The 22,832-nt window shown below is 66.3% G+C and carries 20 protein-coding genes; 9 read left to right on the top strand and 11 right to left on the bottom strand.

Annotation, left to right across the window (positions count from 1 at the left end):
- Positions 1-67 precede the first annotated feature (67 nt).
- The gene (kbl, locus tag CR918_RS02510; protein ID WP_059066100.1) at positions 68-1,273 is read left to right on the top strand and encodes a glycine C-acetyltransferase; all 1,206 of its coding nucleotides are present in this window, start codon (positions 68-70) and stop codon (positions 1,271-1,273) included.
- 123 nt (positions 1,274-1,396) lie between these two features.
- On the opposite strand, the gene CR918_RS02505 is transcribed toward kbl, so the two are convergent.
- The 4 genes from CR918_RS02505 to CR918_RS02490 all read right to left on the bottom strand — a co-directional run bounded on the left by CR918_RS02505 (position 1,397) and on the right by CR918_RS02490 (position 4,462).
- Complete coding sequence (locus CR918_RS02505; RefSeq protein ID WP_080149947.1) at positions 1,397-1,735, bottom strand: hypothetical protein; 339 nt, start codon at positions 1,733-1,735, stop codon at positions 1,397-1,399.
- 84 nt (positions 1,736-1,819) lie between these two features.
- Positions 1,820-2,629 carry a pseudouridine synthase gene (locus tag CR918_RS02500; RefSeq protein WP_207759515.1) on the bottom strand — a complete coding sequence of 270 codons (810 nt, stop codon included), beginning with the start codon at positions 2,627-2,629 and terminating at the stop codon, positions 1,820-1,822.
- Between the two features lie 20 nt (positions 2,630-2,649).
- A complete protein-coding gene (locus tag CR918_RS02495) occupies positions 2,650-3,156 on the bottom strand; it encodes a hypothetical protein (protein ID WP_025878093.1) in 507 nt (168 codons plus the stop codon).
- A 217-nt stretch (positions 3,157-3,373) separates the two neighbouring features.
- Positions 3,374-4,462: an OmpA family protein gene (locus CR918_RS02490; protein ID WP_032977421.1), complete on the bottom strand. Its 1,089-nt coding sequence runs from the start codon at positions 4,460-4,462 to the stop codon at positions 3,374-3,376.
- Between the two features lie 358 nt (positions 4,463-4,820).
- Here CR918_RS02490 and CR918_RS02485 point away from each other — a divergent pair, with 358 nt between their 5' ends.
- The 5 genes from CR918_RS02485 to CR918_RS02465 all read left to right on the top strand — a co-directional run bounded on the left by CR918_RS02485 (position 4,821) and on the right by CR918_RS02465 (position 10,177).
- Positions 4,821-5,840, top strand: coding sequence for a zinc-binding alcohol dehydrogenase family protein (locus CR918_RS02485; RefSeq protein ID WP_099841976.1), 1,020 nt, complete (start codon positions 4,821-4,823; stop codon positions 5,838-5,840).
- A gap of 107 nt (positions 5,841-5,947) precedes the next feature.
- Entirely contained in the window at positions 5,948-6,589 is a 642-nt protein-coding gene (gene yczE, locus CR918_RS02480; protein ID WP_099841975.1) for a membrane protein YczE, read from the top strand.
- Between the two features lie 101 nt (positions 6,590-6,690).
- Entirely contained in the window at positions 6,691-8,721 is a 2,031-nt protein-coding gene (locus CR918_RS02475) for an NADPH-dependent 2,4-dienoyl-CoA reductase (protein WP_099841974.1), read from the top strand.
- Between the two features lie 299 nt (positions 8,722-9,020).
- Positions 9,021-9,479, top strand: coding sequence for a cell wall hydrolase (locus CR918_RS02470; RefSeq protein ID WP_025878087.1), 459 nt, complete (start codon positions 9,021-9,023; stop codon positions 9,477-9,479).
- Positions 9,480-9,565: 86 nt separating this feature from the next.
- Positions 9,566-10,177 carry a glutathione S-transferase N-terminal domain-containing protein gene (locus tag CR918_RS02465; protein ID WP_099841973.1) on the top strand — a complete coding sequence of 204 codons (612 nt, stop codon included), beginning with the start codon at positions 9,566-9,568 and terminating at the stop codon, positions 10,175-10,177.
- Positions 10,178-10,242: 65 nt separating this feature from the next.
- Here CR918_RS02465 and CR918_RS02460 read toward each other — a convergent pair whose 3' ends face one another.
- The 6 genes from CR918_RS02460 to CR918_RS02430 form a co-directional block, all read right to left on the bottom strand.
- Complete coding sequence (locus CR918_RS02460) at positions 10,243-11,286, bottom strand: suppressor of fused domain protein (protein WP_099841972.1); 1,044 nt, start codon at positions 11,284-11,286, stop codon at positions 10,243-10,245.
- 46 nt (positions 11,287-11,332) lie between these two features.
- The gene (locus CR918_RS02455) at positions 11,333-11,836 is read right to left on the bottom strand and encodes a hypothetical protein (RefSeq protein WP_025878083.1); all 504 of its coding nucleotides are present in this window, start codon (positions 11,834-11,836) and stop codon (positions 11,333-11,335) included.
- Positions 11,837-12,063: 227 nt separating this feature from the next.
- The gene (gene prpE / locus CR918_RS02450) at positions 12,064-13,944 is read right to left on the bottom strand and encodes a propionate--CoA ligase (protein WP_099841971.1); all 1,881 of its coding nucleotides are present in this window, start codon (positions 13,942-13,944) and stop codon (positions 12,064-12,066) included.
- 644 nt (positions 13,945-14,588) lie between these two features.
- The gene (locus tag CR918_RS02440; protein ID WP_099841969.1) at positions 14,589-15,203 is read right to left on the bottom strand and encodes an RluA family pseudouridine synthase; all 615 of its coding nucleotides are present in this window, start codon (positions 15,201-15,203) and stop codon (positions 14,589-14,591) included.
- 124 nt (positions 15,204-15,327) lie between these two features.
- On the bottom strand, positions 15,328-16,314 hold the full coding sequence (locus CR918_RS02435) for a malate dehydrogenase (protein WP_025879435.1): 987 nt from the start codon (positions 16,312-16,314) through the stop codon (positions 15,328-15,330).
- A gap of 124 nt (positions 16,315-16,438) precedes the next feature.
- The gene (locus tag CR918_RS02430) at positions 16,439-16,930 is read right to left on the bottom strand and encodes a peptidylprolyl isomerase (RefSeq protein WP_025879436.1); all 492 of its coding nucleotides are present in this window, start codon (positions 16,928-16,930) and stop codon (positions 16,439-16,441) included.
- A 340-nt stretch (positions 16,931-17,270) separates the two neighbouring features.
- On the opposite strand from CR918_RS02430, the gene typA reads away from it, so the two are divergent.
- The 3 genes from typA to CR918_RS02415 are packed head-to-tail and all read left to right on the top strand — an operon-like array spanning position 17,271 to position 21,261.
- Complete coding sequence (gene typA, locus CR918_RS02425) at positions 17,271-19,118, top strand: translational GTPase TypA (protein WP_025879437.1); 1,848 nt, start codon at positions 17,271-17,273, stop codon at positions 19,116-19,118.
- Positions 19,119-19,129: 11 nt separating this feature from the next.
- Positions 19,130-19,597 (top strand): DUF2127 domain-containing protein, encoded by a 468-nt coding sequence (locus tag CR918_RS02420; protein ID WP_099782957.1) that lies wholly within the window; start codon positions 19,130-19,132, stop codon positions 19,595-19,597.
- Between the two features lie 41 nt (positions 19,598-19,638).
- On the top strand, positions 19,639-21,261 hold the full coding sequence (locus tag CR918_RS02415; protein ID WP_099841968.1) for an amidase: 1,623 nt from the start codon (positions 19,639-19,641) through the stop codon (positions 21,259-21,261).
- A gap of 75 nt (positions 21,262-21,336) precedes the next feature.
- Here the strand turns inward: CR918_RS02415 and CR918_RS02410 are convergent, their stop codons facing one another.
- The gene (locus CR918_RS02410; protein WP_170919619.1) at positions 21,337-22,482 is read right to left on the bottom strand and encodes a mechanosensitive ion channel family protein; all 1,146 of its coding nucleotides are present in this window, start codon (positions 22,480-22,482) and stop codon (positions 21,337-21,339) included.
- Between the last annotated feature and the right edge of the window lie 350 nt (positions 22,483-22,832).

Raw genomic sequence — 22,832 nt, 5'->3', positions numbered from 1 at the left:
GCCCGGTCCGCAGCCGTCGATGCCCGGTAGAATCAGCGGTTTCCCCGTGCTGAGCCGTGCCCACGCCATGACCGACTCCTCCGCCCTGACCCGCCACTATGCTGAGGAACTGGACGCCATCCGCGCCCAGGGCCTGTTCAAGTCCGAGCGGATCATCACCAGCCCGCAGTCCGCCGAGATCACCCTGGAGGACGGCCGCAAGGTGCTGAACTTCTGTGCCAACAACTACCTCGGCCTGGCCGACCATCCTGACCTGATCCAGGCCGCGAAGGACGCGCTGGACAGCCACGGTTTCGGCATGGCATCGGTGCGCTTCATCTGCGGCACCCAGGACCTGCACAAGCAGCTGGAGAAACAGATCGCCGACTTCTTCGGCAAGCAGGACACCATCCTGTACGCGGCCTGCTTCGACGCCAACGGCGGCCTGTTCGAACCGCTGCTGGGCGAGAACGACGCGATCATTTCCGATGCACTGAACCATGCCTCGATCATCGACGGCGTGCGCCTGTGCAAGGCCAAGCGCTTCCGCTACGCCAACTGCGACATGGCCGACCTGGAAGCGCAGCTGCAGGCCGCCGATGCGGCCGGCTGCAAGACCAAGCTGATCACCACCGACGGCGTGTTCTCGATGGACGGCTTCATCGCGCCGCTGGACGAGATCACCGCGCTGGCGAAGAAGTACAACGCGCTGGTGCACATCGACGAATGCCATGCCACCGGCTTCCTCGGCGCGACAGGCCGCGGCTCGGCCGAGGTCAAGGGCGTGCTGGAGAAGATCGACATCATCACCGGCACCCTGGGCAAGGCCATGGGCGGCGCACTGGGTGGCTTCACCTGCGCCAGCGCCGAAGTGATCGAGCTGCTGCGCCAGCGCTCGCGCCCGTACCTGTTCTCCAACTCGCTGCCGCCGCACGTGGTCGCCGCCGGCATCAAGGCGTTCGAGATGCTGGCCGCGGCCGATGACCTGCGCAGCACCCTGGCCGCCAACACCACCTACTTCCGCGAGAAGATGACCGCTGCCGGCTTTGACGTGAAGCCCGGCGTGCATCCGATCAGCCCGGTGATGCTGTACGACGCACCGCTGGCGCAGAAATTCGCCGAGCGGCTGCTGGAAGAAGGCATCTATGCGATCGGCTTCTTCTTCCCGGTGGTGCCCAAGGGCCAGGCCCGCATCCGCACCCAGATCAGCGCCGCGCACAGCCGCGAGCACCTGGACCGCGCGATCGATGCATTCACCCGCATCGGTGTCGAGCTGGGCGTGATCAAGGGCTGATCACCCACGGATAACGCCGGGCCATGCCCGGCGGTTTCCCGATAGCCGCGCCATGCGCTCGCCGGGCACGGGCCCGGCGCTACCCATCAGGGCGTGCCGACCAAGGTCGGCACCTGCCAGGCCTTATTTCTTCTTTTTCTTCTTGTCCTTGGGCTCGTCCTTGCTGGCGACCACCACCGGCTTGGCCACAGCGTCCTGCCCGTTGCCCTTGGCAACGCGGATGCCATTGGCTTTCATCCAGGCATCGAACTGGTCGGCGGTCATCTTCTGGTCGCCGTTGCTCATCATGAAGCGATAGCTGCCGCGGCCATCCAGCTCCGGGGTCTTTACTTCAACCACCGGGGTTTCGGCCGGGCGATCGGCCTTGGCCGCCTTCTTGTGGCCGCCGCAGGCCGTCAACAGCACGATCGGCAACAACAGGCTGGCGCAGCGCAGGGTTTGCTTGAGGGTCGGGTGATACATGGCAGGCTCCGTTCTGGACATTCGACAACCAGGCGCCCCCTACGCCTGGAACGGTGGCCGGCAAGCGCCGGCCGTGGGCATCACTCAGCCCGGTGCAGCGGCCCCCAGCCGCTGCTGGTCGCTGACCTCCAGCGCCCGCCACTGGCCTTTGCCGAGATCGCCGAGCGTGAGCTCTCCGATCGCAACGCGGACCAGGCGCAGCACCTGCAGGTCGAAGGCCGCCAGCAGGCGACGGATATGGCGGTTGCGGCCCTCGTCGAGGACCACCTCCAGCCAGGCGGTCTTGTCGCCGCTGCGCAGCACGCGCACGGCCAGGGCAAGCAGGAACTCGCCCTCGTCTTCGACACCGGCGCGCAGCGCGGCCAGGGTGTCCTCGTCGGGCAGGCGATCCACCTGCACGTGGTAGGTCTTGTGCGGGCCGGTCTGCGGATCAGTCAGGCGCGCAGCCCACTGCGGATCATTGCTGAACAGCAACAGGCCTTCACTGGCCTTGTCCAGGCGACCGACCGGCGCGATCCACGGCAGGCCGGCACCATCGAAGCAGCGGTACACGGTGTCGCGGCCACGCTCATCCTGCACGGTGGTGACCACCCCGCGCGGTTTGTTGAGCATCAGGTACAGACGTTGCGGTGCGCCCATCGGCTGGCCGTCGACCTCGATCGGTGGCGCCGGGCTGGCAATCGGGAATTCCGGATCACGGACGATGCGCCCGGCGACACGAACGCGGCCATCGGCGATCCAGCGCGCGGCCTCGCTGCGCGAGCACACACCCGCCTTGGACAGCACGCGCGCCAGGCCATGGCGCACGCCAGCGGAAACCGCAGCGGGATTCGCACGCCCACGCGCCGCGTGGGAGCGGGCAGCGGGGGCGGCAGGTGGGCGGCGCGTGCGCAAGCCTCTGCTCCCCGCCGCGCTTACTTCTTGTCGACCGGCTTGGTCTCAGCCGGCACTTCGGCTGCGGCCGGGGTGGCTGCCGGAACCGGACGCGCCTTGACCACGCGTACGCCGCGCGCCTTCATCCAGGCGTCGAACTCTTCGGCGGTCATGCGCTTGCCGTTCTGGCTCATGTCGAAGCGCCACGGCGTGTTGTCGAACTCGGTCTGCGGCTTGTACGCGGCCGGATCATTCGGCTTCACCGCCGGCGCGCTCGGAATCGCCTTGGCGATGTTCTGGCAGCCATCGATGCGCAAGCGCTGCAGCACCTGGTCCAGCGACTGCGACGGATCGTAGCTGCTGCCCAGCACGCCGCTGGACATGCCCAGCTGGCTGCTGCGGATGTACAGCTCGTCGGCCACCGGGGCGACGGCCGTGGCCGGCAACGGCAGCGGCGAGGCGCTGGTGTTGACCGAGCAATCGACCGCAGCGTGAGCAGCAGGAACCAGGGCCAGCGCCAGAACGGCAGCCGATGCAGAGCGCAGCATGAGGGCATCCACGAAAGGAAGTGACGCGGCGAGTTTAGCAATGCCGCGTCATCTTTCAAGCGCCACTTTCAATGAATACGCCAACTCATTGGTTTCATAAGCAAATTGCCGACGAACGGTCACCATTCCAGCGCTGATTCATCATTGCGGACCGCACAAACAACAAGACCCGGCCGAAGCCGGGTCCTGCTGTGTCTTACTGGCAGAGCGTCAGAACTTAGTTCTGGACGTTCAGCTCGGTACGACGGTTCTTGGCGCGACCTTCCGGATTGTCCGAACCATCCGGGTTGGTGTTCGGCGCAATCGGACGGCTCTCGCCGTAGCCGATCGGACCGGCCAGACGGCCAGCGTCGACGCCGTTCTTGGTCAGGTAGTTGTACACCGCGGTAGCACGACGCTCCGACAGCTTCTGGTTGTAAGCGTCGGTACCCTTCGAGTCGGTGTGACCGGCAACTTCAACGCGCAGATCCGGGTAACGCTTCAGGATCTCGGTGGCTTCGCTCAGGATGGCCACAGCGTCCGGACGCAGGTTCGACTTGTCGAAGTCGAAGTTCACGCCCTTCAGGTCGATCGAGACCGGCACCGGGCAACCGTCCGGACCGATGGTCTGACCCGGCTGCGAGTTCGGGCACTTGTCGTCGCAGTTGTTGACGCCGTCACCGTCGTCATCCAGGTCGGCGCAGCTCGGGGCAACCGGAGCCGGAGCCGGAGCAGCAGCCACCGGGGCCGGGCCCAGCGGGATCACGACGCCGACCGAAGCCAGCACGTCGCCGAACCAGCTTTCGTCGCGCGCGGCGATGCTCTGGTCGTCGAAGTCAGCGCGGTACGCCACTTCGGCGCGGACAGCAACGCGCTTGTCGAAGGTGGTCTGCAGGCCGACGCCGAGCTTGGCAGCCAGGTTGCCGTCCTTGCGGTCAGCCAGGCCACCGGCGATCGGGTTGTACTCTTCTTCCGACTTCTGGTAGCCCAGGCCGCCCACGATGTAGGGGTTCCAGCCGCGGCCTTCCTTGATGAAGTGGCGACGCAGATCGAACGACACGCCGTACTGCGACCAGTTCTTGTCCTGGTTGGCGTCGAAGTTCGGGTTCTGGTAGTTCAGCTCACCATCCAGCGACCAGTTCGGGCTGATGAACTTGCCCAGACCCAGGGTCACGAACGGAGCGTCGTTGGTCAGGCGGTCGTTGTCCTGGAAGTTGAAGCCGGCCGAACCGGTCAGGTACCAGCGGTCATCGAACTCCTGCGCCGACGCAGCCTGGGCGAAAGCCAGACCGCCCAGCAGCGCGGCAGTAAGGATCTTCTTGTTCATTGAGTACAGCTCCTATTTCGGGGGTATGAAACCGGTAGAGGCATGGGCCAGCACTACTGCGTCGATGTTCAGACAGCCGATTCAGCACGCCACCGCCGCGAACATTATGCTCAGGCGGGTGAAGGTCATGTTAACAGTCCCGTAACATGTGAAGCGCCGCGCACGACCGGCCACCGGTCCGACGTTGAAACCCTATACAGGATGATGAAAATCCGCAAGACCCACGCACCACAAGGGTTTGGAAGGGTTTAACGGCCAGATGCGTCAGATTTGGCGCGGGTTATCCCAAAGCGGTTCAGCGCGCGCCCATCGAGGTGAGGAACCTTATGATGCAGACAGGAACCGAGCTGGAGCTGCAATGAAAGCCGTCGCCCTGTGCCGTGACTCCGCCCCTGCCCTGCGCGATCTGGTGCTGCCACCGCCGCAGCCGCCGCGTGGCCGTGACCTGCTGATCCGTGTCGAAGCACTTTCCGTCAATCCTGTCGACGGGAAGCTGCGTGCAGCCACGCCGGCCGCGTCGCTGGATACCCCGCGCATTCTCGGCTGGGACGCGGCAGGGGTGGTCGAAGCGATGGGCGAGGAGGCCAGCCTGTTCGCCTCCGGTGACGAGGTGTACTACGCAGGAGATGTCACCCGCCCTGGCTGCAATGCGCAGTATCAGCTGGTGGATGAGCGGCTGGTGGCACGCAAACCGACCACCCTCGATTTCGCCGAAGCGGCCGCACTGCCGCTGACCACCCTTACTGCCTGGGAACTGCTGTTCCAGCGCATGCCCCTGCAGCTTGATGATCGCCGCCACGCCGGCCAGCGCCTGCTGGTGATCGGTGGTGCCGGCGGAGTCGGCTCGATGGCGATCCAGCTGGCCCACCACGCGGGGTTTGAGGTCATTGCCACCGCCTCGCGTGAAGCCTCGATCGACTGGTGCCGGCGGATGGGCGCCCAGCATGTCATCGACCATCGCCAGCCCCTGTTGCCGCAGCTGCAGGCGCTTGGCGTCGACGAAGTGCAGGTGGCACTCAACCTGGCCGACACCGATCACTACTGGGACGAACTGGGCCAGCTGCTGGCACCACAGGGACATGTAGGCCTGATCGTGGAACCCCGCGGCCCGCTGCGCATCGGCGATCCCTACAAAACCAAGTGCATCGGCATCCATTGGGAATTCATGTTCGCCCGCGCGCGCTTTGCCACCGCCGACCGCATTGAGCAGCACCGCATCCTCAACCGCGCCGCCAGCATGATCGACGCGGGCCAGTTGCGCGGCACGCTGAGCGAAGTGCTGGGCCCGATCAATGCGGCCAACCTGGACGTCGCTCATCAACGTCTGGCCGGCGGCCGCACCATCGGCAAGCTGGCGCTGGCCGGCTGGGACGACTGATTCACCACCCACAGCTGTCACAGTGGATTGGCCGGCATCTGTATCTATTGAATGACCTGTTTCGGGGATAGGGTGGAAACAGATTTCCCTCCCCCCCCGAGCCTGTCATGCCCACCGCCCTGCCCCTGCGCCTGCTGCAACTGATCATCGGCCTGTTCCTCTACGGCTTCGGCGCCTCGCTGATGATCCGCGCCGCCATCGGTGTCGCGCCGTGGGACGTGCTTTCGCAGGGCATTGCTGCACAGACCCCGTTGTCGTTCGGCCTGGCCACCAACGTGATCGGCGCGCTGGTGCTGCTGCTGTGGTGGCCGCTGCGGCAGAAGCCAGGTGTCGGTACCGTGCTCAACGTGATGCTGATCGGCCCTTCGGCGCAGTTCGGACTGTGGCTGCTGCCCCCGGCGGTCGGCCTCGGCTGGCAGGTGGCGATGTTCTGCGCCGGCATGCTGCTGGTGGCGCTGGCCACCGGCCTGTACATCGGCGCCAAGCTCGGCGCTGGCCCGCGCGATGGCCTGATGACCGGACTGCACGCGCGCACCGGCTGGCCGATCTGGAAGGTGCGCAGCCTGATTGAAGGCAGCGTGCTGCTGCTGGGTTGGTGGCTGGGCGGCAATGTCGGCGTCGGCACGCTCGCCTTCGCGTTGCTGATCGGACCGTTGTGCGGGGTCACGCTTGGCTGGTTCGGCATCGGCCGAAGCCCGGCGGGTAGCGCCGGGCCACGCCCGGCGAACGCGCAGCGCGGCCAGGGGTGATCGCGTCGCCGGGCATGGCCCGGCGCCACCGAGCGAGCCAGCCCTTGCCCCGGGACCCGTTTCGCGGCACCCTTCGCGCTTCCGTACGCAAGCGTATCGACATGTCGCCAGCCAACGAAAGCGCCTACCCCCACCTGTTCGCCCCGCTGGACCTGGGCTTCACCCAGCTGCGCAACCGGGTGCTGATGGGCTCGATGCACACCGGCCTGGAGGACCGCGCACGCGACTTCCCGCGCCTGGCCGCCTACTTCGCAGAGCGCGCCGAAGGTGGCGTCGGCCTGATCGTCACCGGTGGTTTCGCGCCGAACGTGGTCGGCTGGCTCAAGCCGTTCGGCGGCAAGCTGTCCTGGCCTTGGGAAGTGCGCCCGCATCGGCAGCTGACCGCCGCCGCGCACCAGCACGGCGCGAAGATCTGCCTGCAGCTGCTGCATGCCGGGCGCTACGCCTATCACCCGCTGTCGGTAGCGCCGTCGAAGCTGAAGGCGCCGATCAATCCGTTCACCCCGCGCGCCTTGTCGGCCAGCGGCGTCGAGCGGCACATCGCCGACTATGCACGCAGCGCGAAGCTGGCCCGCGAAGCCGGCTACGACGGCGTGGAAGTGATGGGCTCGGAGGGCTACCTCATCAACGAGTTCATCGCCCCGCGCACCAACAAGCGCAACGATCGCTGGGGCGGTGACGCCGCACAGCGCATGCGCTTCGCGGTGGAGATCGTGCGCCGCATCCGCGAAGCCTGCGGCCCGGATTTCATCATCATCTACCGCCTGTCGCTGGTCGACCTGGTCGAAGACGGCAGCAACTGGGAAGAGATCGTGCAGCAGGCCCAGGCCATCGAGGCCGCCGGCGCCACGATAATCAACTCAGGCATCGGCTGGCACGAAGCGCGCATTCCGACCATTGCCACCTCGGTACCGCGTGGCGCATTCGCCGCGGTCACCGCCAAGCTCAAGCCGCACGTGTCGTTGCCGCTGGTGGCGACCAACCGCATCAACATGCCCGAGGTCGCCGAACGCATCCTCGCCGATGGCGGTGCCGACATGGTGTCGCTGGCACGTCCGCTGCTGGCCGACCCGCAGTGGCCGAACAAGGCCCGCGCCGGCCGCGCCGAAGCCATCAACACCTGCATCGCCTGCAACCAGGCCTGCCTGGACCACGTGTTCGAAAACAAGCTGGCCAGTTGCCTGGTCAACCCGCGTGCCGCCCACGAGACCGAGCTGGTCTACACCCCGACCACCGCACCGAAGCGGGTGGCCGTGGTCGGCGCCGGCCCGGCCGGCCTGGCCTGCGCTACGGTCGCTGCCGAACGCGGCCACCAGGTCACCCTGTTCGACGCCAGCGAGGAGATCGGTGGCCAGTTCAACGTGGCCAAGCGCATTCCCGGCAAGGAAGAGTTCCACGAGACCCTGCGCTACTTCCGCCACAAGCTGGGCGAGACCGGCGTGCAGCTGCGCCTGGGCACCCGTGCCGACGCGGCCAGCCTGGCCGGCTTCGACGAGGTCGTACTGGCCACCGGCATCCTGCCGCGCAAGGTCGACTTCCCCGGTGCCGACCACGCCAAGGTGGTCAACTACCTGGATGTGCTGCTGGGCCGGGTCGAGGTCGGTGGCAGCGCCGCCATCATCGGCGCCGGTGGCATCGGCTTCGATGTCGGCGAGTTCCTTGCCCATGACGGCCCCTCGCCATCGCTGGACCCGCAACGCTGGATGGCCGAATGGGGCGTGGATGCCACCTTCGAGGCCCGCGGTGCACTGGCCCGCCCGGCCGTGGAGGCGTCGCCGCGCAGGCTGTGGCTGCTGCAGCGAAGTGCCGGCAAGCCCGGTGCACGCCTGGGCAAGACCACCGGCTGGATCCACCGCGCCACGCTGAAGGCCAAGGGCGTGCGCATGCTGGGTGGTGTCGAGTACCTGGGCGTGGACGATGCGGGCCTGCGCATCCGCGTGGACGGCAGCGAACAGCTGCTGCCGGTCGACCACGTGGTGATCTGTGCCGGCCAGGAACCGCAGCGCGCGCTGCAGGCCGAACTGCAGGCAGCAGGCGTCACCGCACACTTGATCGGTGGTGCAGACGTGGCCGCCGAACTCGATGCAAAACGTGCGATTGATCAGGGCAGCCGGCTCGCCGCCGCGCTCTGATGAACACCTGAATGGGGGCCGGAATGTGATTTCCGTCACCGGCCCCCAAGCTGAATGTCAAGCCGGACGATTCAGGATGCGTTCGGCAATCCCCCCCTACCTTGCGCCGACTTTCTGCTCACCAGCCAGTTTCCGGTGAGCCGGTGCGGACCCCGCCGATCGATCCACGATCGTGTTCTTGGGGCCGCCCACGGGGCAGCCCCGATGGCCGCCTCCCCATGACGCCAAGTCGTACCCCGCCTCCAGCAGCCTGCGCTGCCGGAACCGCCAGGTGCGTCCCACACGGAGCAAGGAGTTATATGAAACTGGCCTGGATTCTCTGGCTGTCGCAGTTGCTGCCGCAGCCGGCCGCTGATTCATTGTGTTTGAGCACCACCGTTTACCTGGAAGCCCGCGACCAGACCCTGCGTGGCCAGCAGGCCGTGGCCGAGGTCGCCCTGCGTCGCCTCGACAGTGGCCTGTGGGGCGACTCGATGTGCCAGGTGGTGACCGCGCGCAAGCAGTTCGCCCCCACCATCGTCTCCCCCGGCACCCAGCTGGGCAACGATGCGGCGTGGAGTGAGGCGATGGACGTGGCCTTCGACGCCGAGCGCAACTGGGCGCTGCCAGCCGGCGAGCGCCGCGAGATCGTGCCTGGCGCCAGCCACTTCGCTGCGCTGGCCATCGCCAGCCCGAACTGGCGCAACGCCTACCAGGTGGCCACCATCGGCGATCACACCTTCTACAAAGTGCAGAACCTCAAGCCCCGGCAGTCGTAACGATCCGTTGCCGGTGGCAGCGTTGCCGCGTGCGGCTGGGCTCTGGGATAGTGGTGGTTTCCCGCCACACCCCGCCTGGAGTTCCCATGAAGCTGTACAGCAAGCCCGGTGCCTGTTCCACCGCCGACCACATCGCCCTGCAGTGGACCGGCCAGCCGTTCGAGGTTGAACTGCTGAACAAGGACACCCTGAAGGGTCCGGAATTCCTCAAGATCAATCCGGCCGGCGCGGTACCGGCGATCGTCGATGGCGACTTCGTGCTGGTGCAGAACGCGGCGATCATGGGCTACATCGCCGACAGCTACCCGCAGGCCGGTCTCGGCGGCGATGGCAGCCCGCGCCAGCGCGCTGAAGCCACCCGCTGGCTGGCCTTCGTCAACTCCGACGTGCACCCGGCGTTCTCGCCACTGTTCGCGCCGGGCAAGTTCATCGCCGATGAAGGCCAGTACGACGCGATCCGCGCCGCCGCGCACAAGCGCCTGCGCGCCCTGTTCGAGACCGCCGACAGGCAGCTGGCCGACAAGCCTTGGCTGGCCGGCTTCCGCAGCTTCGCCGATCCCTACTTCTACATCACCCTGCGCTGGGCGGCCGGCACCAAGGTCGACCTGTCGGGCCTGGACAACCTGGCCGCCTACAAGGCGCGCATGGACGCCGATCCGGGCGTGCAGGCGGTGCTGAAGGCCGAAGGGCTGGCCTGATGGAACCGGGGTCGGATACGTCTGCGCAGCAGGCGGCTCCGACCCCATCGGTGCCATCGGCGCGGTCAGCCGATTTCGCGGATCACTTCGCCCTTCGCATCGCGCAGGAACGTCGGCACCACTTCAACCTGCAACGTACTCGACACCGGGTAGGTCCCGCGTTGCGGCCGCACGCCATGCCAGGCCTGCAACGCCGCCTCATCCAGTATCCAGCGCACGTTGTCGTCCTCGACCGCGACCGCGCCATCGGTGGCCGGCATGAACTCCCATTGCCGTTCGCGGCTGACCAGCGTCAGTGCCTTGCCGTGGCGCAGGCGCAGTGGCAGCAGCTCACCCACACTGCCGACCTGCCCGGCCCCCAGCACCAGCGTGGTGATACCCGCCGTCTGCCGCCAGTCCAGCGTCTCGATGAACAACATGCCGGTACTGGATCCCTCACGCTCGCTGCCGGCCTCCACCCGCGCGGCCAGCGCCGGATCGTCCAGCAGATTGCCGCGATGCAGATCGGTGATCCACAGCGGCATCGCTTCCTCAAGCACCTGCAGGACACCGCGCGTGGACCAGCGCTTGATCGCGTCCGTTTCCTCGTCGGTCAGCCCCACCACCTGAAGGAACTGCAAATGTCCATTGGCGGTGTCGCGCGGTGGCAGCTGCGGATCGGCAACGAATGCCAGATGGCAGAGACGGGTGTCGGTCTCCAGCGCGATCGGGCCATTGGCGTTGAGGTGGTGGCCATCCTCGAACACATTGCCGCTGCTGAATACATAGCGCGCCAGATTCTGCAGCAGGTTCATCGGCCACGCAGGCGGCGTGCTGCCTGCATCCTCCCCCTTGTCCGCAGCCAGGCGGAACGTCAGCTCGAAACCATAGCCACTGGTGGCCGCATCACTGCTCTCTTTTGCATACAGCTCTGACAGACCGTAGGTGACGTAGTGCCAATGCGGACCCGGTGATTCGGCCCAGTACACGCTGATGCCGTCGAGCGGATCCTGGCCACCCAGCGTGTACGGCAGCGCGGTACCGAAGTGACGCGGCTCCTGGCCGGCGTACAGCGGTGCCAGCGCGGCATTGATCGCATCCCAACCGGGGGTATCGGTGTCGTCCTGCATGCGGGGCTCCTGGGCGGAAAAAGAGCGGACCACTTTACCCCGCGCGTCAGCCGGGCACGACCTCGGCAGTGACCGGTGCCATCGAGATCTGGATCTCCTGCCACCAGCGCTGGGCCAGCGCCGGGCTGCGTGCCTTGCCGATCGCGGCGATCATTTCCGGGCACAGTTTTTCCAGGGCGACCGCGTCGGTACAGCGCTCGATCTTCAACTGCATGAAGTAGCCTTTCAGGCCCAGATGGCGGCGCACGGCATCGCTCATCGCGTCGTACAACTGCTGGTACAGCGCCGGATCCTGCTCACGGCCGCTGCACAGCCCGCGCTGCGGCACAGGTTCGGCCCTGCCGCCGACCACTTCGATCAGGCCCAGTGCAGCCAGCTGCTGCAGCGCATCCGGCGGCGCGCGCAGTCCTTCGAACAAGCCGCGCAGTTCGCTTTCATCACGCTGGCCGTCAACCATCAACAGGATCGAACGCAGCGCCGCCGGCAGGCGCCGGGCACGATCTTCGATTTCCTGGCGGCCAGCGGCCGTCTTGGCGTGCAGCAGTGCCATAGCTCCCCCTTCCCACGATGCGATACGCATGCACGCCCTTGCGGGCACGCCCCCCTGTTCGCCATCCCCGGGCGGCACGCGCGTTCCCCGGCGCGTGCCGCGTGTTGCAGGTCGATGACAGGCGGAGCTTAGCGCATGTCCTGGCAGGCCTGGGTAGCGCCAGGCCATCCCTGGCGGCTTTTCCGCGCTTTGCGCTCGCCGGGCATGGCCCGGCGCTACCACCCCGATCAGCGTCCCAGCGCGCGGCGGATCTCTTCCAGCGCGCCCGGGTCGTCCAGCGTCGACAGGTCGCCGGGGTCGCGCTGCTCGGCCAATGCCTGCAGCGAGCGACGCAGCAGCTTGCCCGAACGGGTCTTGGGCAGCGCGTTGACCACATGGATGTGCGCCGGTCGCGCCACCGCACCCAGCGAGGTGGTCACCGTAGCCATCATCTCGGCCACCACTGCGGCCGGGTCTTCGCCATCGAGCCCCTGCTTGAGGGTGACGAACACCAGCGGCACCTGCCCCTTCAATTCGTCCTTCACCCCGATCACCGCTGCCTCGGCCACGCGCGGGTGACTGGAGATGGCCTCTTCGATCTCACGCGTGCCCAGACGGTGCCCGGCCACGTTGATCACATCGTCGGTGCGGCCGAGGATGAAGGTATAGCCATCGTCATCGCGGATGGCCCAGTCCAGCGAGCTGTACAGCAGTTCCTTGAAGTGGCTGAAGTAGCTCTGCAGGAAGCGGCTGTCGTCATTCCAGACCGTGCTCATGCAGCCCGGCGGCAACGGCGGCGTCATCACCAGCACACCCTTCTGCCCGGCAGCCACCTCTTCACCGGTGTTCTCGTCGATCACCTTCATCCGGTAGCCGAGATTGGGGAACCCGGGCGAGCCGAACCGCACCGGCTTCATGTCCAGCCCAGGCAGCAGGGTCAATGCCGGCCAACCGGTTTCGGTCTGCCAGTAGTTGTCGATGATCGGCTTGCCCAGCGCGTCGCTGATCCAGTGTGCGGTCGGTTCATCCAGCGGCTCGCCGGCCAGGAACAGATACTTCAGCGCATCCAGGTCGTGACGGTGGATGAAATCGGCATCGTGCTTCTTCAGCACGCGGATCGCCGTCGGCGAAGAGAACATGGTGCGCACGTTGTACTGCTCGCACAGCGCCCACCAGATGCCCGGATCGGGGTTGGTCGGCAGCCCTTCGTACAGCAGCGAGGTGCAGCCGCCGATCAACGGGCCATACACGTTGTAGGAATGGCCCACGGCCCAGCCGACATCGGAGGTGGAGAACATCACCTGTCCCGGCTTGCAGTCGAACACGGTCTGCATCGACTGTGCCATCGCCACCGCATAGCCACCGACATCGCGCTGCACGCCCTTCGGCTTGCCGGTGGTGCCGGAGGTATACAGCAGGTAGCTGGGCTCGCTCGATTCCAGCCATTGCACCGGCACATCGGTCTGCCCGATCTGCGCACGCAGGGTGGCGTACTCGACGTCGCGCCCTTCGATGCGTGGCTCGGCCGGGTCCAGCCCGCGCGAAACGATCAGCACGTGCGGCGGCGGACTGCTGGCTTCGGCGCAGGCGGCATCGACCATCGCCTTGTACGGAATGAGCTTGCCGCCACGCATGCCGGCATCGGCAGCGATCAGCAGCTTCGGCTTGGCATCGTCGATGCGCAGCGCGAGGTTGTGCGCAGCGAAGCCACCGAACACCACCGAGTGCACCGCACCGATACGTGCACAGGCAAGCATGGCGAACACGGCCTCGGCCATGTTCGGCATGTAGATCACCACGCGGTCGCCGTGGCCGACGCCAAGGTGCTTCAGCACGGCGGCGAAGTCGTTCACTTCGCGATACAGCTGGCGATAGGTGATTTCGCGGGTGCTGTTGGTTTCGGTGGAGATGGCGACCAGTGCGAGCTGGTCCGGGCGGTCGGCCAGATGCCGGTCGACGGCGTTGTAGCAGAGGTTGGTTTCACCACCGACGAACCAGCGCCGGAACGGCGGGTTGCTGTAGTCGAGCACCTGTTGCGGCGGCGTGTGCCAATGGATGCGCTTGGCTTCCTCGCCCCAGAATGCCTCCGGCTCGTCGATCGAACGGCGGTAGGTTTCCTCGTAGTTCATGACGCAGCCCTCCCAGACAAAGTCATGGCTTCGAGCATAGTCCGGCGCTGGCGCGTGGGCCGCCCTACCTTGGTAGGGGGTGTGTTGCCGGCAGGGCTGCGCCCTGCACCCGCAGAAGCAACGGCAACGGCAATGACAACTGCAACAGCCGAAGCAACAGCAATGGCAGATTCCGGGTTTGGCGGGGAGGGGGCAGATGGCGGGGGACGCTGCAAGTACGTCCCTGTAAGCTCGGTCGCGCCATCCATGGCGCTCACGCCCCCGCCATCTGCCCCCTCCCCGCCTCCGACAATTTCCCGCTGCTGTTGGTGGGTGTCGACCTTGGTCGACACGTAGATCCACGCCATGCGTGGATGCTCTTCGTTCAATTGTCGAAATATTCGATTCCGATGGATTTGATCCATCGCAAAGCGTGGATAGACCATCCGTCACCGAAGATCTGTCGAAGGCGGGGCGGTGCGGGTTGGCAGGACCGTTGGCGCCATGGATGGCGCCATCGAGCCCCCATGGATGGGTTAACGGCATGTCCTGCCAACCCACACCGCCCCGCCCAACACGCAGAAATCCAGAGCTGCCTTGGCTTTTGACATTGCTTCGGTTCGTAGCAGGGTGCAGGGCGCAGCCCTGCCGAACACCCTACCCTTCTAGAACGGAGTCGTAGACTCGAACGCGAGCGCCTCGCCCGTCACCGGATGAGTGAACTGCAGCTTCCGCGCATGCAGGCACACGCGCTGCGCGGCCTCTGCGCCATACAGCACGTCGCCGACGATCGGATGACCCAGGCTGGCCATGTGCAGGCGCAGCTGATGGCTGCGGCCGGTGACCGGTTCCAGTTCAACGCGCGTGCGTTGCGCCTCGGTGTCACGCGACAGTACCCGCCATCGGGTCAGTGCCGGCTTGCCGCGTTCGTGGTCGACCATCTGCTTGGGCCGGTTCGGCCAGTCGACGATCAGCGGCAGGTCCACTTCACCGGCATCATCTTCCAGCAGTCCCTGCACGATGGCTTCATAACGCTTGCCCACCTGGCGCTTCTCGAACTGCATCGACAGCGCTACCTGCATGTCCTTGCCGCGCGCGTGCAGCAGCAGGCCAGAGGTGACCTGGTCCAGGCGATGCACGGTCAGCGCATCGGCATACACCACCTGCAGCCGTGCGACCACGCAGTCCTGGTTCTCCGCCGAGCGGCCGGGCACGGACAGCAGGCCGGCCGGCTTCTCGGCCACCAGCAGCGCGTCGTCGATGTAATGCAGAAGGATCATGTCGTTGCCAGGTACTCCATACGAAAACGGGGAAGCCGAAGCCTCCCCGTTTCCTGCGTACCGGCCGACGGCCGGAACCTACCCTGATGGAAAAGGTGCCGGCAGGGTGCCGGCACCGACCGCATCAACCCAGCAGGTGGGCGACGCCGGCGCGCTCTTCTTCCAGCTCGGCCAGGGTCTTGTCGATGTACTTCTGGCTGAAGTCGTCGACCGGCAGATCCTTGACCAGGGTGTACTCGCCGTTCTCGGTGGTGACCGCGAAGCCGAAGATCACGCCTTCCGGAATGCCGTAGGAACCGTCGGACGGCACGCCCATGGTGACCCACTTGCCGTTGCTGCCCAGCACCCAGTCACGCACGTGGTCGATCGCTGCGTTGGCCGCCGAAGCTGCCGAGGACGAGCCGCGGGCTTCGATGATCGCCGCGCCGCGCTTGCCGACGGTCGGGATGAAGGTGTTCGCATTCCACTCCTGGTCGTTGATCGCATCGGCGATCGACGCACCATCGGCGGTGGCGAAACGGTAGTCCGGGTACATGGTCGGGCTGTGGTTGCCCCACACCACCAGCTTCTCCATGCCGGCGACCGGCTTGCCGAGCTTGGTCGACAGCTGGCTCAGTGCACGGTTGTGGTCCAGGCGCAGCATGGCGGTGAAGTTGCGCGGGTTCAGGTCCGGCGCCGACTTCATGGCGATGTAGGCGTTGGTGTTGGCCGGGTTGCCGACCACCAGCACCTTCACGTCACGCTTGGCGACCTTGTTCAGTGCGGCGCCCTGGGCGGTGAAGATCTTCGCGTTTTCCAGCAGCAGATCCTTGCGCTCCATGCCCGGGCCGCGCGGACGTGCGCCGACCAGCAGGGCGATGTCGGCGTCCTTGAAGGCGACTTCGGCGTCGTCGGTACCGACCATGCCGGCCAGCAGCGGGAACGCGCAGTCTTCCAGTTCCATCATCACGCCCTTCAGGGCGGCCTGGGCCTTGTCGACCGGCAGCTCCAGCAGCTGCAGGATGACCGGCTGGTCCTTGCCCAGCATTTCACCGGAGGCGATACGGAACAGCAGGGCGTAGCCGATCTGGCCGGCGGCGCCGGTCACGGCAACACGAACAGGTGCTTTCATGGGGATTTCCTCTGCTAAGAAGCTAAGTAGCGTTGTGGGAGATGGCCGCGCGGGCGGGGACAGGCCTGGCGGGGCGGCCGCAACATGGAAACGGCCCCCTCTGCAGGGGGCCGTAGGAGGCGGATCAGGCGGCGAGGATCTTGTTCCACTCACCCACGCGCTCTGCCTGGGCGGCGAGCACGGCGTCGGTGTCGCCTTCCAGGGTGATCGAATGGATCACGTCGCCCTGCTTGACCGAATCAACGATCGCCTGGCCTTCCAGGACCTGGCCGAACACGGTGTGCTTGCCGTCCAGCCAATCGGTCTTGATGTGGGTGATGAAGAACTGGCTGCCATTGGTGTTCGGGCCGGCGTTGGCCATCGACAGCGAGCCGATCTGGTGCTTCACACCATTCTTCTCGTCTTCGAACTTGTAGCCCGGGCCGCCGGTGCCACGACCCTGCGGGCAGCCGCCCTGGATCATGAAATCGGGGATCACGCGGTGGAAGATCAGGCCGTCATAGAAGCCGCGCTTGACCAGGTTCACGAAGTTGGCGACCGTCAGCGGCGCCTTGTCGGCGAACAGCTCGACCTTGATCGGGCCCTGGGTGGTGTCGAAAGTGGCGATGAGGGACATGCAGATCCTTGGGATGCGGGGTGTGTAATCAGCCCCATAAGGATACACCGCGCCCCCTGACCAACGGGCGCCTGTTGGACAAACGCGTCGCCACGCGCCCAGGCACCTCCGCGCTGGCAGGGAAACGCTTTGCTGAATGCCCAGGGACGGTGGTAGTGCCGGCCGTTGGCCGGCAGCCAGGCAAATCCTGCCGGAGATCGTGGGGCTGCCGGCCCGTGGGCCGGCCCTACCTGAATGCCCATGTGGCAAGGCCTGAGCAACAGTTTTCGCGAATGGTCATCTAGGCCGTATAATGTTGGACTTCTTTTTCCAAATCCGGCGCCGACTGGCCCCCTTTCGTATGTCCATCGAAAATCTTCGCAACATCGCCATCGTCGCTCACGTCGACCATGGCAAGACCACCCTGGTCGACCAGCTGCTGAAGCAGTCCGGCACCCTGTCCGAGCGTACCGTCCTCGCCGAGCGCGTGATGGACAGCAACGACCAGGAAAAGGAACGCGGCATCACCATCCTGGCCAAGAACACCGCCATCACCTGGGAAGACAAGAAGACCGGTATCAAGAACCGGATCAACATCGTCGACACCCCCGGACACGCCGACTTCGGCGGCGAGGTCGAGCGCGTGCTGTCGATGGTCGACACCGTGCTGATCCTGGTCGACGCGATGGACGGCCCGATGCCGCAGACCCGCTTCGTCACCCAGAAGGCCTTCGCGATGGGCTTCAAGCCGATCGTCGTGGTCAACAAGGTCGACCGTCCGGGCTCGCGTCCGGAGTGGGTGATCGACCAGGTCTTCGACCTGTTCGACAAGCTCGGCGCCACCAATGAGCAGCTGGACTTCCCGATCGTCTACGCCTCGGCCCTGAACGGCTACGCCGGCCTGGAAGACACCGTGCGCGACGGCGACATGACCCCGCTGTACGAAGCGATCATGCAGCACGCGCCGAAGCCGGAAGTGGACCCGGAAGGTCCGTTCCAGATGCGCATCAGCCAGCTGGACTACAACAACTTCGTGGGCGTGATCGGCATCGGCCGCATCCAGCGCGGCACCCTGAAGAAGAACATGCAGGTCGCGGTGATCGACCGTGAAGGCAAGAAGCGCAACGGCAAGGTCGCCCAGGTGCTGGGCTTCCTGGGCCTGGAGCGCATCGAGCAGGATACCGCCGAAGCCGGTGACATCGTCGCCATCTCCGGTATTCCGGAGCTGACCATCTCCGACACCCTGTGCCACCCGGAAACCCCGGAAGCCCTGCCGGCACTGACCGTCGACGAGCCGACCATCTCGATGACCTTCCAGGTCAACAACTCGCCGTTCGCCGGCAACAAGGACCTGTCCGGTGGCAAGTTCCTGACCAGCCGCCAGATCAAGGACCGTCTGGACCGCGAGCAGGTCCACAACGTGGCCCTGAAGGTCGAACAGCTGGAAGACGCCGACAAGTTCCTGGTCTCCGGCCGTGGCGAACTGCACCTGTCGGTGCTGATCGAGAACATGCGTCGTGAAGGCTACGAGCTGGCCGTGTCGCGCCCGGAAGTGATCATCAAGCAGATCGACGGCCAGGCCATGGAGCCGATCGAGCAGCTGGTGGTGGACATCGAAGAAGTCCACCAGGGCGGCGTGATGGAAAAGCTGGGCACCCGCAAGGGCCAGCTGAAGAACATGGAATCGGACGGCAAGGGCCGTGTCCGCCTGGAATACCAGATCCCGGCCCGTGGCCTGATCGGCTTCCAGAACGAGTTCAAGACCCTCACCCAGGGCTCGGGCCTGCTGTTCCACGTGTTCGACCATTACGGTCCGAAGGAACAGGGCGCCATCGCCAAGCGCATCAACGGTGTGATGATCGCCAATGCGCCGGGCACCACCCCCGCGTACTCGCTGGGCCCGCTGCAGGAACGCGGCAAGCTGTTCGCTGCTGAAGGCGACAACGTGTATGAAGGTCAGCTGGTCGGCATCCACTCCAAGGACAACGACCTGACCGTCAACGCGATCAAGACCAAGCCGCTGACCAACATGCGCGCTTCGGGCAAGGACGATGCGATCCAGCTGACCCCGGCGATCAAGTACTCGCTGGAACAGGCCCTGGACTTCATCGAAGACGACGAGCTGGTCGAGATCACCCCGAAGGAGATCCGTCTGCGCAAGAAGTTCCTGACCGAAAGCGACCGCAAGAAGAACTCGCGCGGCGGCTGATCCAGCGAACCGTGAGCCAGAACGGCTACAACCCGGATCCACACCGGCATCCGGGCCTCCATGTCATCGCCTTGCTCGAAGCGAGCAAGGCGATGCTGGCGTTGTTGGCGGCCACCGGGCTGGAAATCCTCGGCCCGCAGCCGCTTCGCGACGGCGTCAATGCCCTGATCCGGCGTTTCAGCCTGGACCCGGATCACGGCACCCTGCCCTCGCTGTTGAATGCAATCAGTCCCGACGCGGTGCACCTGGCTGCGGCGGCGATGATCGGCTACGGCCTGCTGCACCTGGTCGAGGCCTGGGGCCTCTGGAAAGCCAAGGCATGGGCTTCCTGGCTGGGCTGCCTGACCGCCTCCATCTACCTGCCCTTCGATATCTACGCGATCGTCCGCCATCCCGGCTGGGCCTCGTGGATGGTGCTGGCGATCAACCTGATCGTCGTCTACGTGCTGGCGCGCGACCTGCGCAAGCGCCGCCGCTGAGCAGCCGCTACACTGGGGATCGGAGCCGTCGAAGCTGCCCCATGCGCCTGTCCTTGCCGCCCCTCCTGTCCTTCCTGATCGCCGCGTTGCCTGCGGGGCTCGCTGCCGGCTGCAGCCCGGCCGCGTCCACCGCGCATGCCGGTGAACCCGGCAACAGCTCTATGCCTTTCCCCTACGCCGAGACCGAAGTTTCCGACCTGCAGGCGCGGATGGTCGCCGGTGAGCTCGACAGCGTCACCCTGACCGGCGCCTACCTCAAGCGCATCGCTGCCCTGGACCGCACCGGGCCACGCCTGCGCGCGGTGATCGAACTCAACCCCGATGCCCTCAAGGAAGCCGCACAGCGCGACCAGGAGCGCCGTGCCGGCCGCCTGCGCGGCCCCCTGCATGGCATCCCGATCCTGCTGAAGGACAACATCAACGCCGCACCGATGGCCACCAGTGCCGGCTCGCTGGCCCTGCAGGGCTTCCGCCCCGGCGATGCCTACCTGGTCCGGCGCCTGCGCGAAGCGGGCGCAGTGGTGCTGGGCAAGACCAACCTCAGCGAGTGGGCCAACTTCCGCGGCAACGACTCCATCTCCGGCTGGAGCGCGCGCGGCGGACAGACCCGCAATCCCTACCGCCTCAGTCATTCCCCCTGCGGCTCCAGCAGCGGCAGCGCGGTGGCCGTGGCCGCCAACCTGGCCAGCGTGGCCATCGGCACTGAAACCGATGGCAGCATCGTCTGCCCCGCAGCGATCAACGGCGTGGTCGGCCTGAAACCGACCGTCGGCCTGGTCAGCCGCGAAGGCATCATCCCGATCTCCTTCAGCCAGGACACCGCAGGCCCGATGACCCGCAGCGTCGCCGACGCCGCCGCCGTGCTGACCGCGATCGCTGGCCGCGATGACGCCGATCCCGCCACTGCGACCATGCCCGGCCGCGCAGTCTACGACTACACCGCACGGCTGGATCCGCAGGGCCTGCGCGGCAAGCGCATCGGCCTGCTGCAGACACCATTGCTGAAGTATCGCGGGATGCCACCGCTGGTTGAACAGGCTGTCGCTGAACTACGCCGCGCCGGCGCCGTGGTGGTACCGGTGGAACTACCCAACCAGGGCGCCTGGGCCGATGCCGAGCGCATCGTGCTGTTGTACGAATTCAAGGCGGGTCTGGAGCGCTACCTCAACACCTACCAGGCGCCACTGCGCAGCCTGGCCGGGCTGATCGCCTTCAACGAGGCGCACAAGGGCCAGGAACTGGGGCTGTTCGGCCAGGAGCTGCTGCTGGAAGCCCAAGCGACTCCAGGCCTGGGCGATCCCGTCTACATCCGCGCGCGCAGCGATGCGCGGCGACTGGCGGGCCCGGAAGGCATCGACGCCGTGCTGGCATCGCAGAAGCTGGATGCGCTGGTCGCACCGACGACCGGTGTGGCCTGGCCCCTGCGCAGCACCGGCGATGACTTCCCCGGCGAGAGCTACAGCGTCGCCGCCGTCGCCGGCTACCCCAGCCTGAGCGTGCCGATGGGCCAGATCGATGGCCTGCCGGCGGGGCTGTTGTTCATGGGCACGGCCTGGAGCGAGCCGAAGCTGATCGAGATGGCCTACGCGTATGAGCAGCGCACGCGCGCCCGGCGCCCACCGCACTTCGATACCGATACCTTGATCGAATCCGGCGACCCCTGATCCAATGGATGGTAGCGCCGGGCCGTGCCCGGCGAGCGCAGCGGCACTCTGCAATCCGCCGGGCATGGCCCGGCGCTACCATTCCGGGCGCGGCTCCGCCGGTGCGATGGCCGCCTCACCATCCTCCGCACCGGGTGAACGCACATCGGCGCTGCCTGCACGCCGCATCCGCGGCATATCCAGCTCATCGTCCCGCTGCAGGCGCGCGCGCACCTGCGGCAACGATTGCGGATGTTCGCGTGCGAGGAAATCCAGCATGCGTTCGCGCACCAGGCAGCGCAGGTCGAATGCATCACCGGAACTGCGCGCGCTGACCAGCAGCCGCACCTGGATCGCGCGCTCGCTGGTCTCGGTCACCTGCGTCACGCACACCCGTCCATCCCACAGCGGCTGGCCCTGGCAGATGCGTTCCAGCTCGGCACGTATCGCCGCGATCGGCGCACGGTAGTCCAGCCACAGGAAGGCCGTACCCAGCAGGTCGGCACTGCGTCGTGTCCAGTTCTGGAACGGGTGCTCGATGAACCACGTCAGCGGCACCACCATCCGCCGCTCATCCCAGATGCGCACTACCACGTAGCTGCTGCCGATCTCTTCGATGCGCCCCCATTCGCCCTCGACGATCACCACGTCATCGAGTCGGATCGGCTGGGTCACCGCGATCTGCAGGCCGGCGATCAGATTGCCGAACACCGGTTTGGCGGCGATACCCGCCACCAGGCCGATCAGGCCCGCCGACGCCAACAGTGCGGTGCCGATCTTCTGCACCATCGGGAAGGTCAGCAGTACCAGCGAAGCACCGAGCACGATGATGCCGCCCATCAGCACGCGGCTGAGCACTCGCGTCTGGGTCTGGATGCGGCGCGCTTCAAGGTTGTCCGACACATCGATCGGGTGGCTGCGCAGGATCGCCCGCTCACCCGCCGCAACGCCGCGAACCAGCAACCAGATGAAGCAGGCGGTCAGGGCGATGTGCAGCACGCGCAGCAGTTGATCGAGCGTGTGTTCCGGCAATGGCGTGGTCTGCAGCGCCGGCACCAGCAACAGCACGGGCAGTGCAAGGGCCAGCGGCGGTCCGATCACCCGGCCGATGCGCGCACGGCGCCGGTCGCGCCCGCGCAGGCGGCGGTACAGGGCCAGTACGGCCCAAGCCCCCAGGCCGCCAACCACCAGGGCGCTGCCGATAGGCCACAGGTACTGCTGCAGCTGTTGCCAGACCACCATGCATCCTCGCTGTAAACACCGAGCTACAGCGTGGCCCATGCACCATGAGCACAATGTCAGTCGTTCGTAAGCAGAATGTAGGCGGGGGTGTTCGGCAGGGCTGCGCCCTGCACCCGCGGTAGTGCCGGCCGCTGGCCGGCAACCTCAACAGCAACAGCAACAGCAACAGCAACAGCCTGCATTCCGTGGGATGGCGGGGAGGGGACAGATGGCGGGGGACGCTGCAAGTACGTCCCTGTAAGCTCGGTCGCGCCATCCATGGCGCTCACGCCCCCGCCATCTGCCCCCTCCCCGCCTCCGACAATTTCCCGCGATCTGTCGGAATGTCATGGCCTGCTCTTGGTGGGTGT

The sequence above is a fragment of the Stenotrophomonas indicatrix genome (genome assembly GCF_002750975.1).
GTDB lineage: Bacteria > Pseudomonadota > Gammaproteobacteria > Xanthomonadales > Xanthomonadaceae > Stenotrophomonas > Stenotrophomonas indicatrix.
The sequence above is the reverse complement of the archived record's forward strand: the minus strand, read 5'-3'. Positions and strand labels throughout refer to the sequence as shown.

Bases quoted from the DNA above. Each gene is read 5' to 3' on its own strand.
- CR918_RS02415 (WP_099841968.1), top strand. From the start codon at position 19,639: ATGCGCCTGTCCTTGCCGCCCCTCCTGTCCTTCCTGATCGCCGCGTTG.
- CR918_RS02495 (WP_025878093.1), bottom strand. From the start codon at position 3,156: ATGCTGCGCTCTGCATCGGCTGCCGTTCTGGCGCTGGCCCTGGTTCCT.
- typA (WP_025879437.1), top strand. From the start codon at position 17,271: ATGTCCATCGAAAATCTTCGCAACATCGCCATCGTCGCTCACGTCGAC.
- yczE (WP_099841975.1), top strand. From the start codon at position 5,948: ATGCCCACCGCCCTGCCCCTGCGCCTGCTGCAACTGATCATCGGCCTG.
- CR918_RS02460 (WP_099841972.1), bottom strand. From the start codon at position 11,286: ATGCAGGACGACACCGATACCCCCGGTTGGGATGCGATCAATGCCGCG.
- CR918_RS02430 (WP_025879436.1), bottom strand. From the start codon at position 16,930: ATGTCCCTCATCGCCACTTTCGACACCACCCAGGGCCCGATCAAGGTC.
- CR918_RS02470 (WP_025878087.1), top strand. From the start codon at position 9,021: ATGAAACTGGCCTGGATTCTCTGGCTGTCGCAGTTGCTGCCGCAGCCG.
- CR918_RS02485 (WP_099841976.1), top strand. From the start codon at position 4,821: ATGAAAGCCGTCGCCCTGTGCCGTGACTCCGCCCCTGCCCTGCGCGAT.
- prpE (WP_099841971.1), bottom strand. From the start codon at position 13,944: ATGAACTACGAGGAAACCTACCGCCGTTCGATCGACGAGCCGGAGGCA.
- CR918_RS02475 (WP_099841974.1), top strand. From the start codon at position 6,691: ATGTCGCCAGCCAACGAAAGCGCCTACCCCCACCTGTTCGCCCCGCTG.
- CR918_RS02455 (WP_025878083.1), bottom strand. From the start codon at position 11,836: ATGGCACTGCTGCACGCCAAGACGGCCGCTGGCCGCCAGGAAATCGAA.
- CR918_RS02505 (WP_080149947.1), bottom strand. From the start codon at position 1,735: ATGTATCACCCGACCCTCAAGCAAACCCTGCGCTGCGCCAGCCTGTTG.
- CR918_RS02440 (WP_099841969.1), bottom strand. From the start codon at position 15,203: ATGATCCTTCTGCATTACATCGACGACGCGCTGCTGGTGGCCGAGAAG.
- CR918_RS02490 (WP_032977421.1), bottom strand. From the start codon at position 4,462: ATGAACAAGAAGATCCTTACTGCCGCGCTGCTGGGCGGTCTGGCTTTC.
- CR918_RS02410 (WP_170919619.1), bottom strand. From the start codon at position 22,482: ATGGTGGTCTGGCAACAGCTGCAGCAGTACCTGTGGCCTATCGGCAGC.
- kbl (WP_059066100.1), top strand. From the start codon at position 68: ATGACCGACTCCTCCGCCCTGACCCGCCACTATGCTGAGGAACTGGAC.
- CR918_RS02465 (WP_099841973.1), top strand. From the start codon at position 9,566: ATGAAGCTGTACAGCAAGCCCGGTGCCTGTTCCACCGCCGACCACATC.
- CR918_RS02435 (WP_025879435.1), bottom strand. From the start codon at position 16,314: ATGAAAGCACCTGTTCGTGTTGCCGTGACCGGCGCCGCCGGCCAGATC.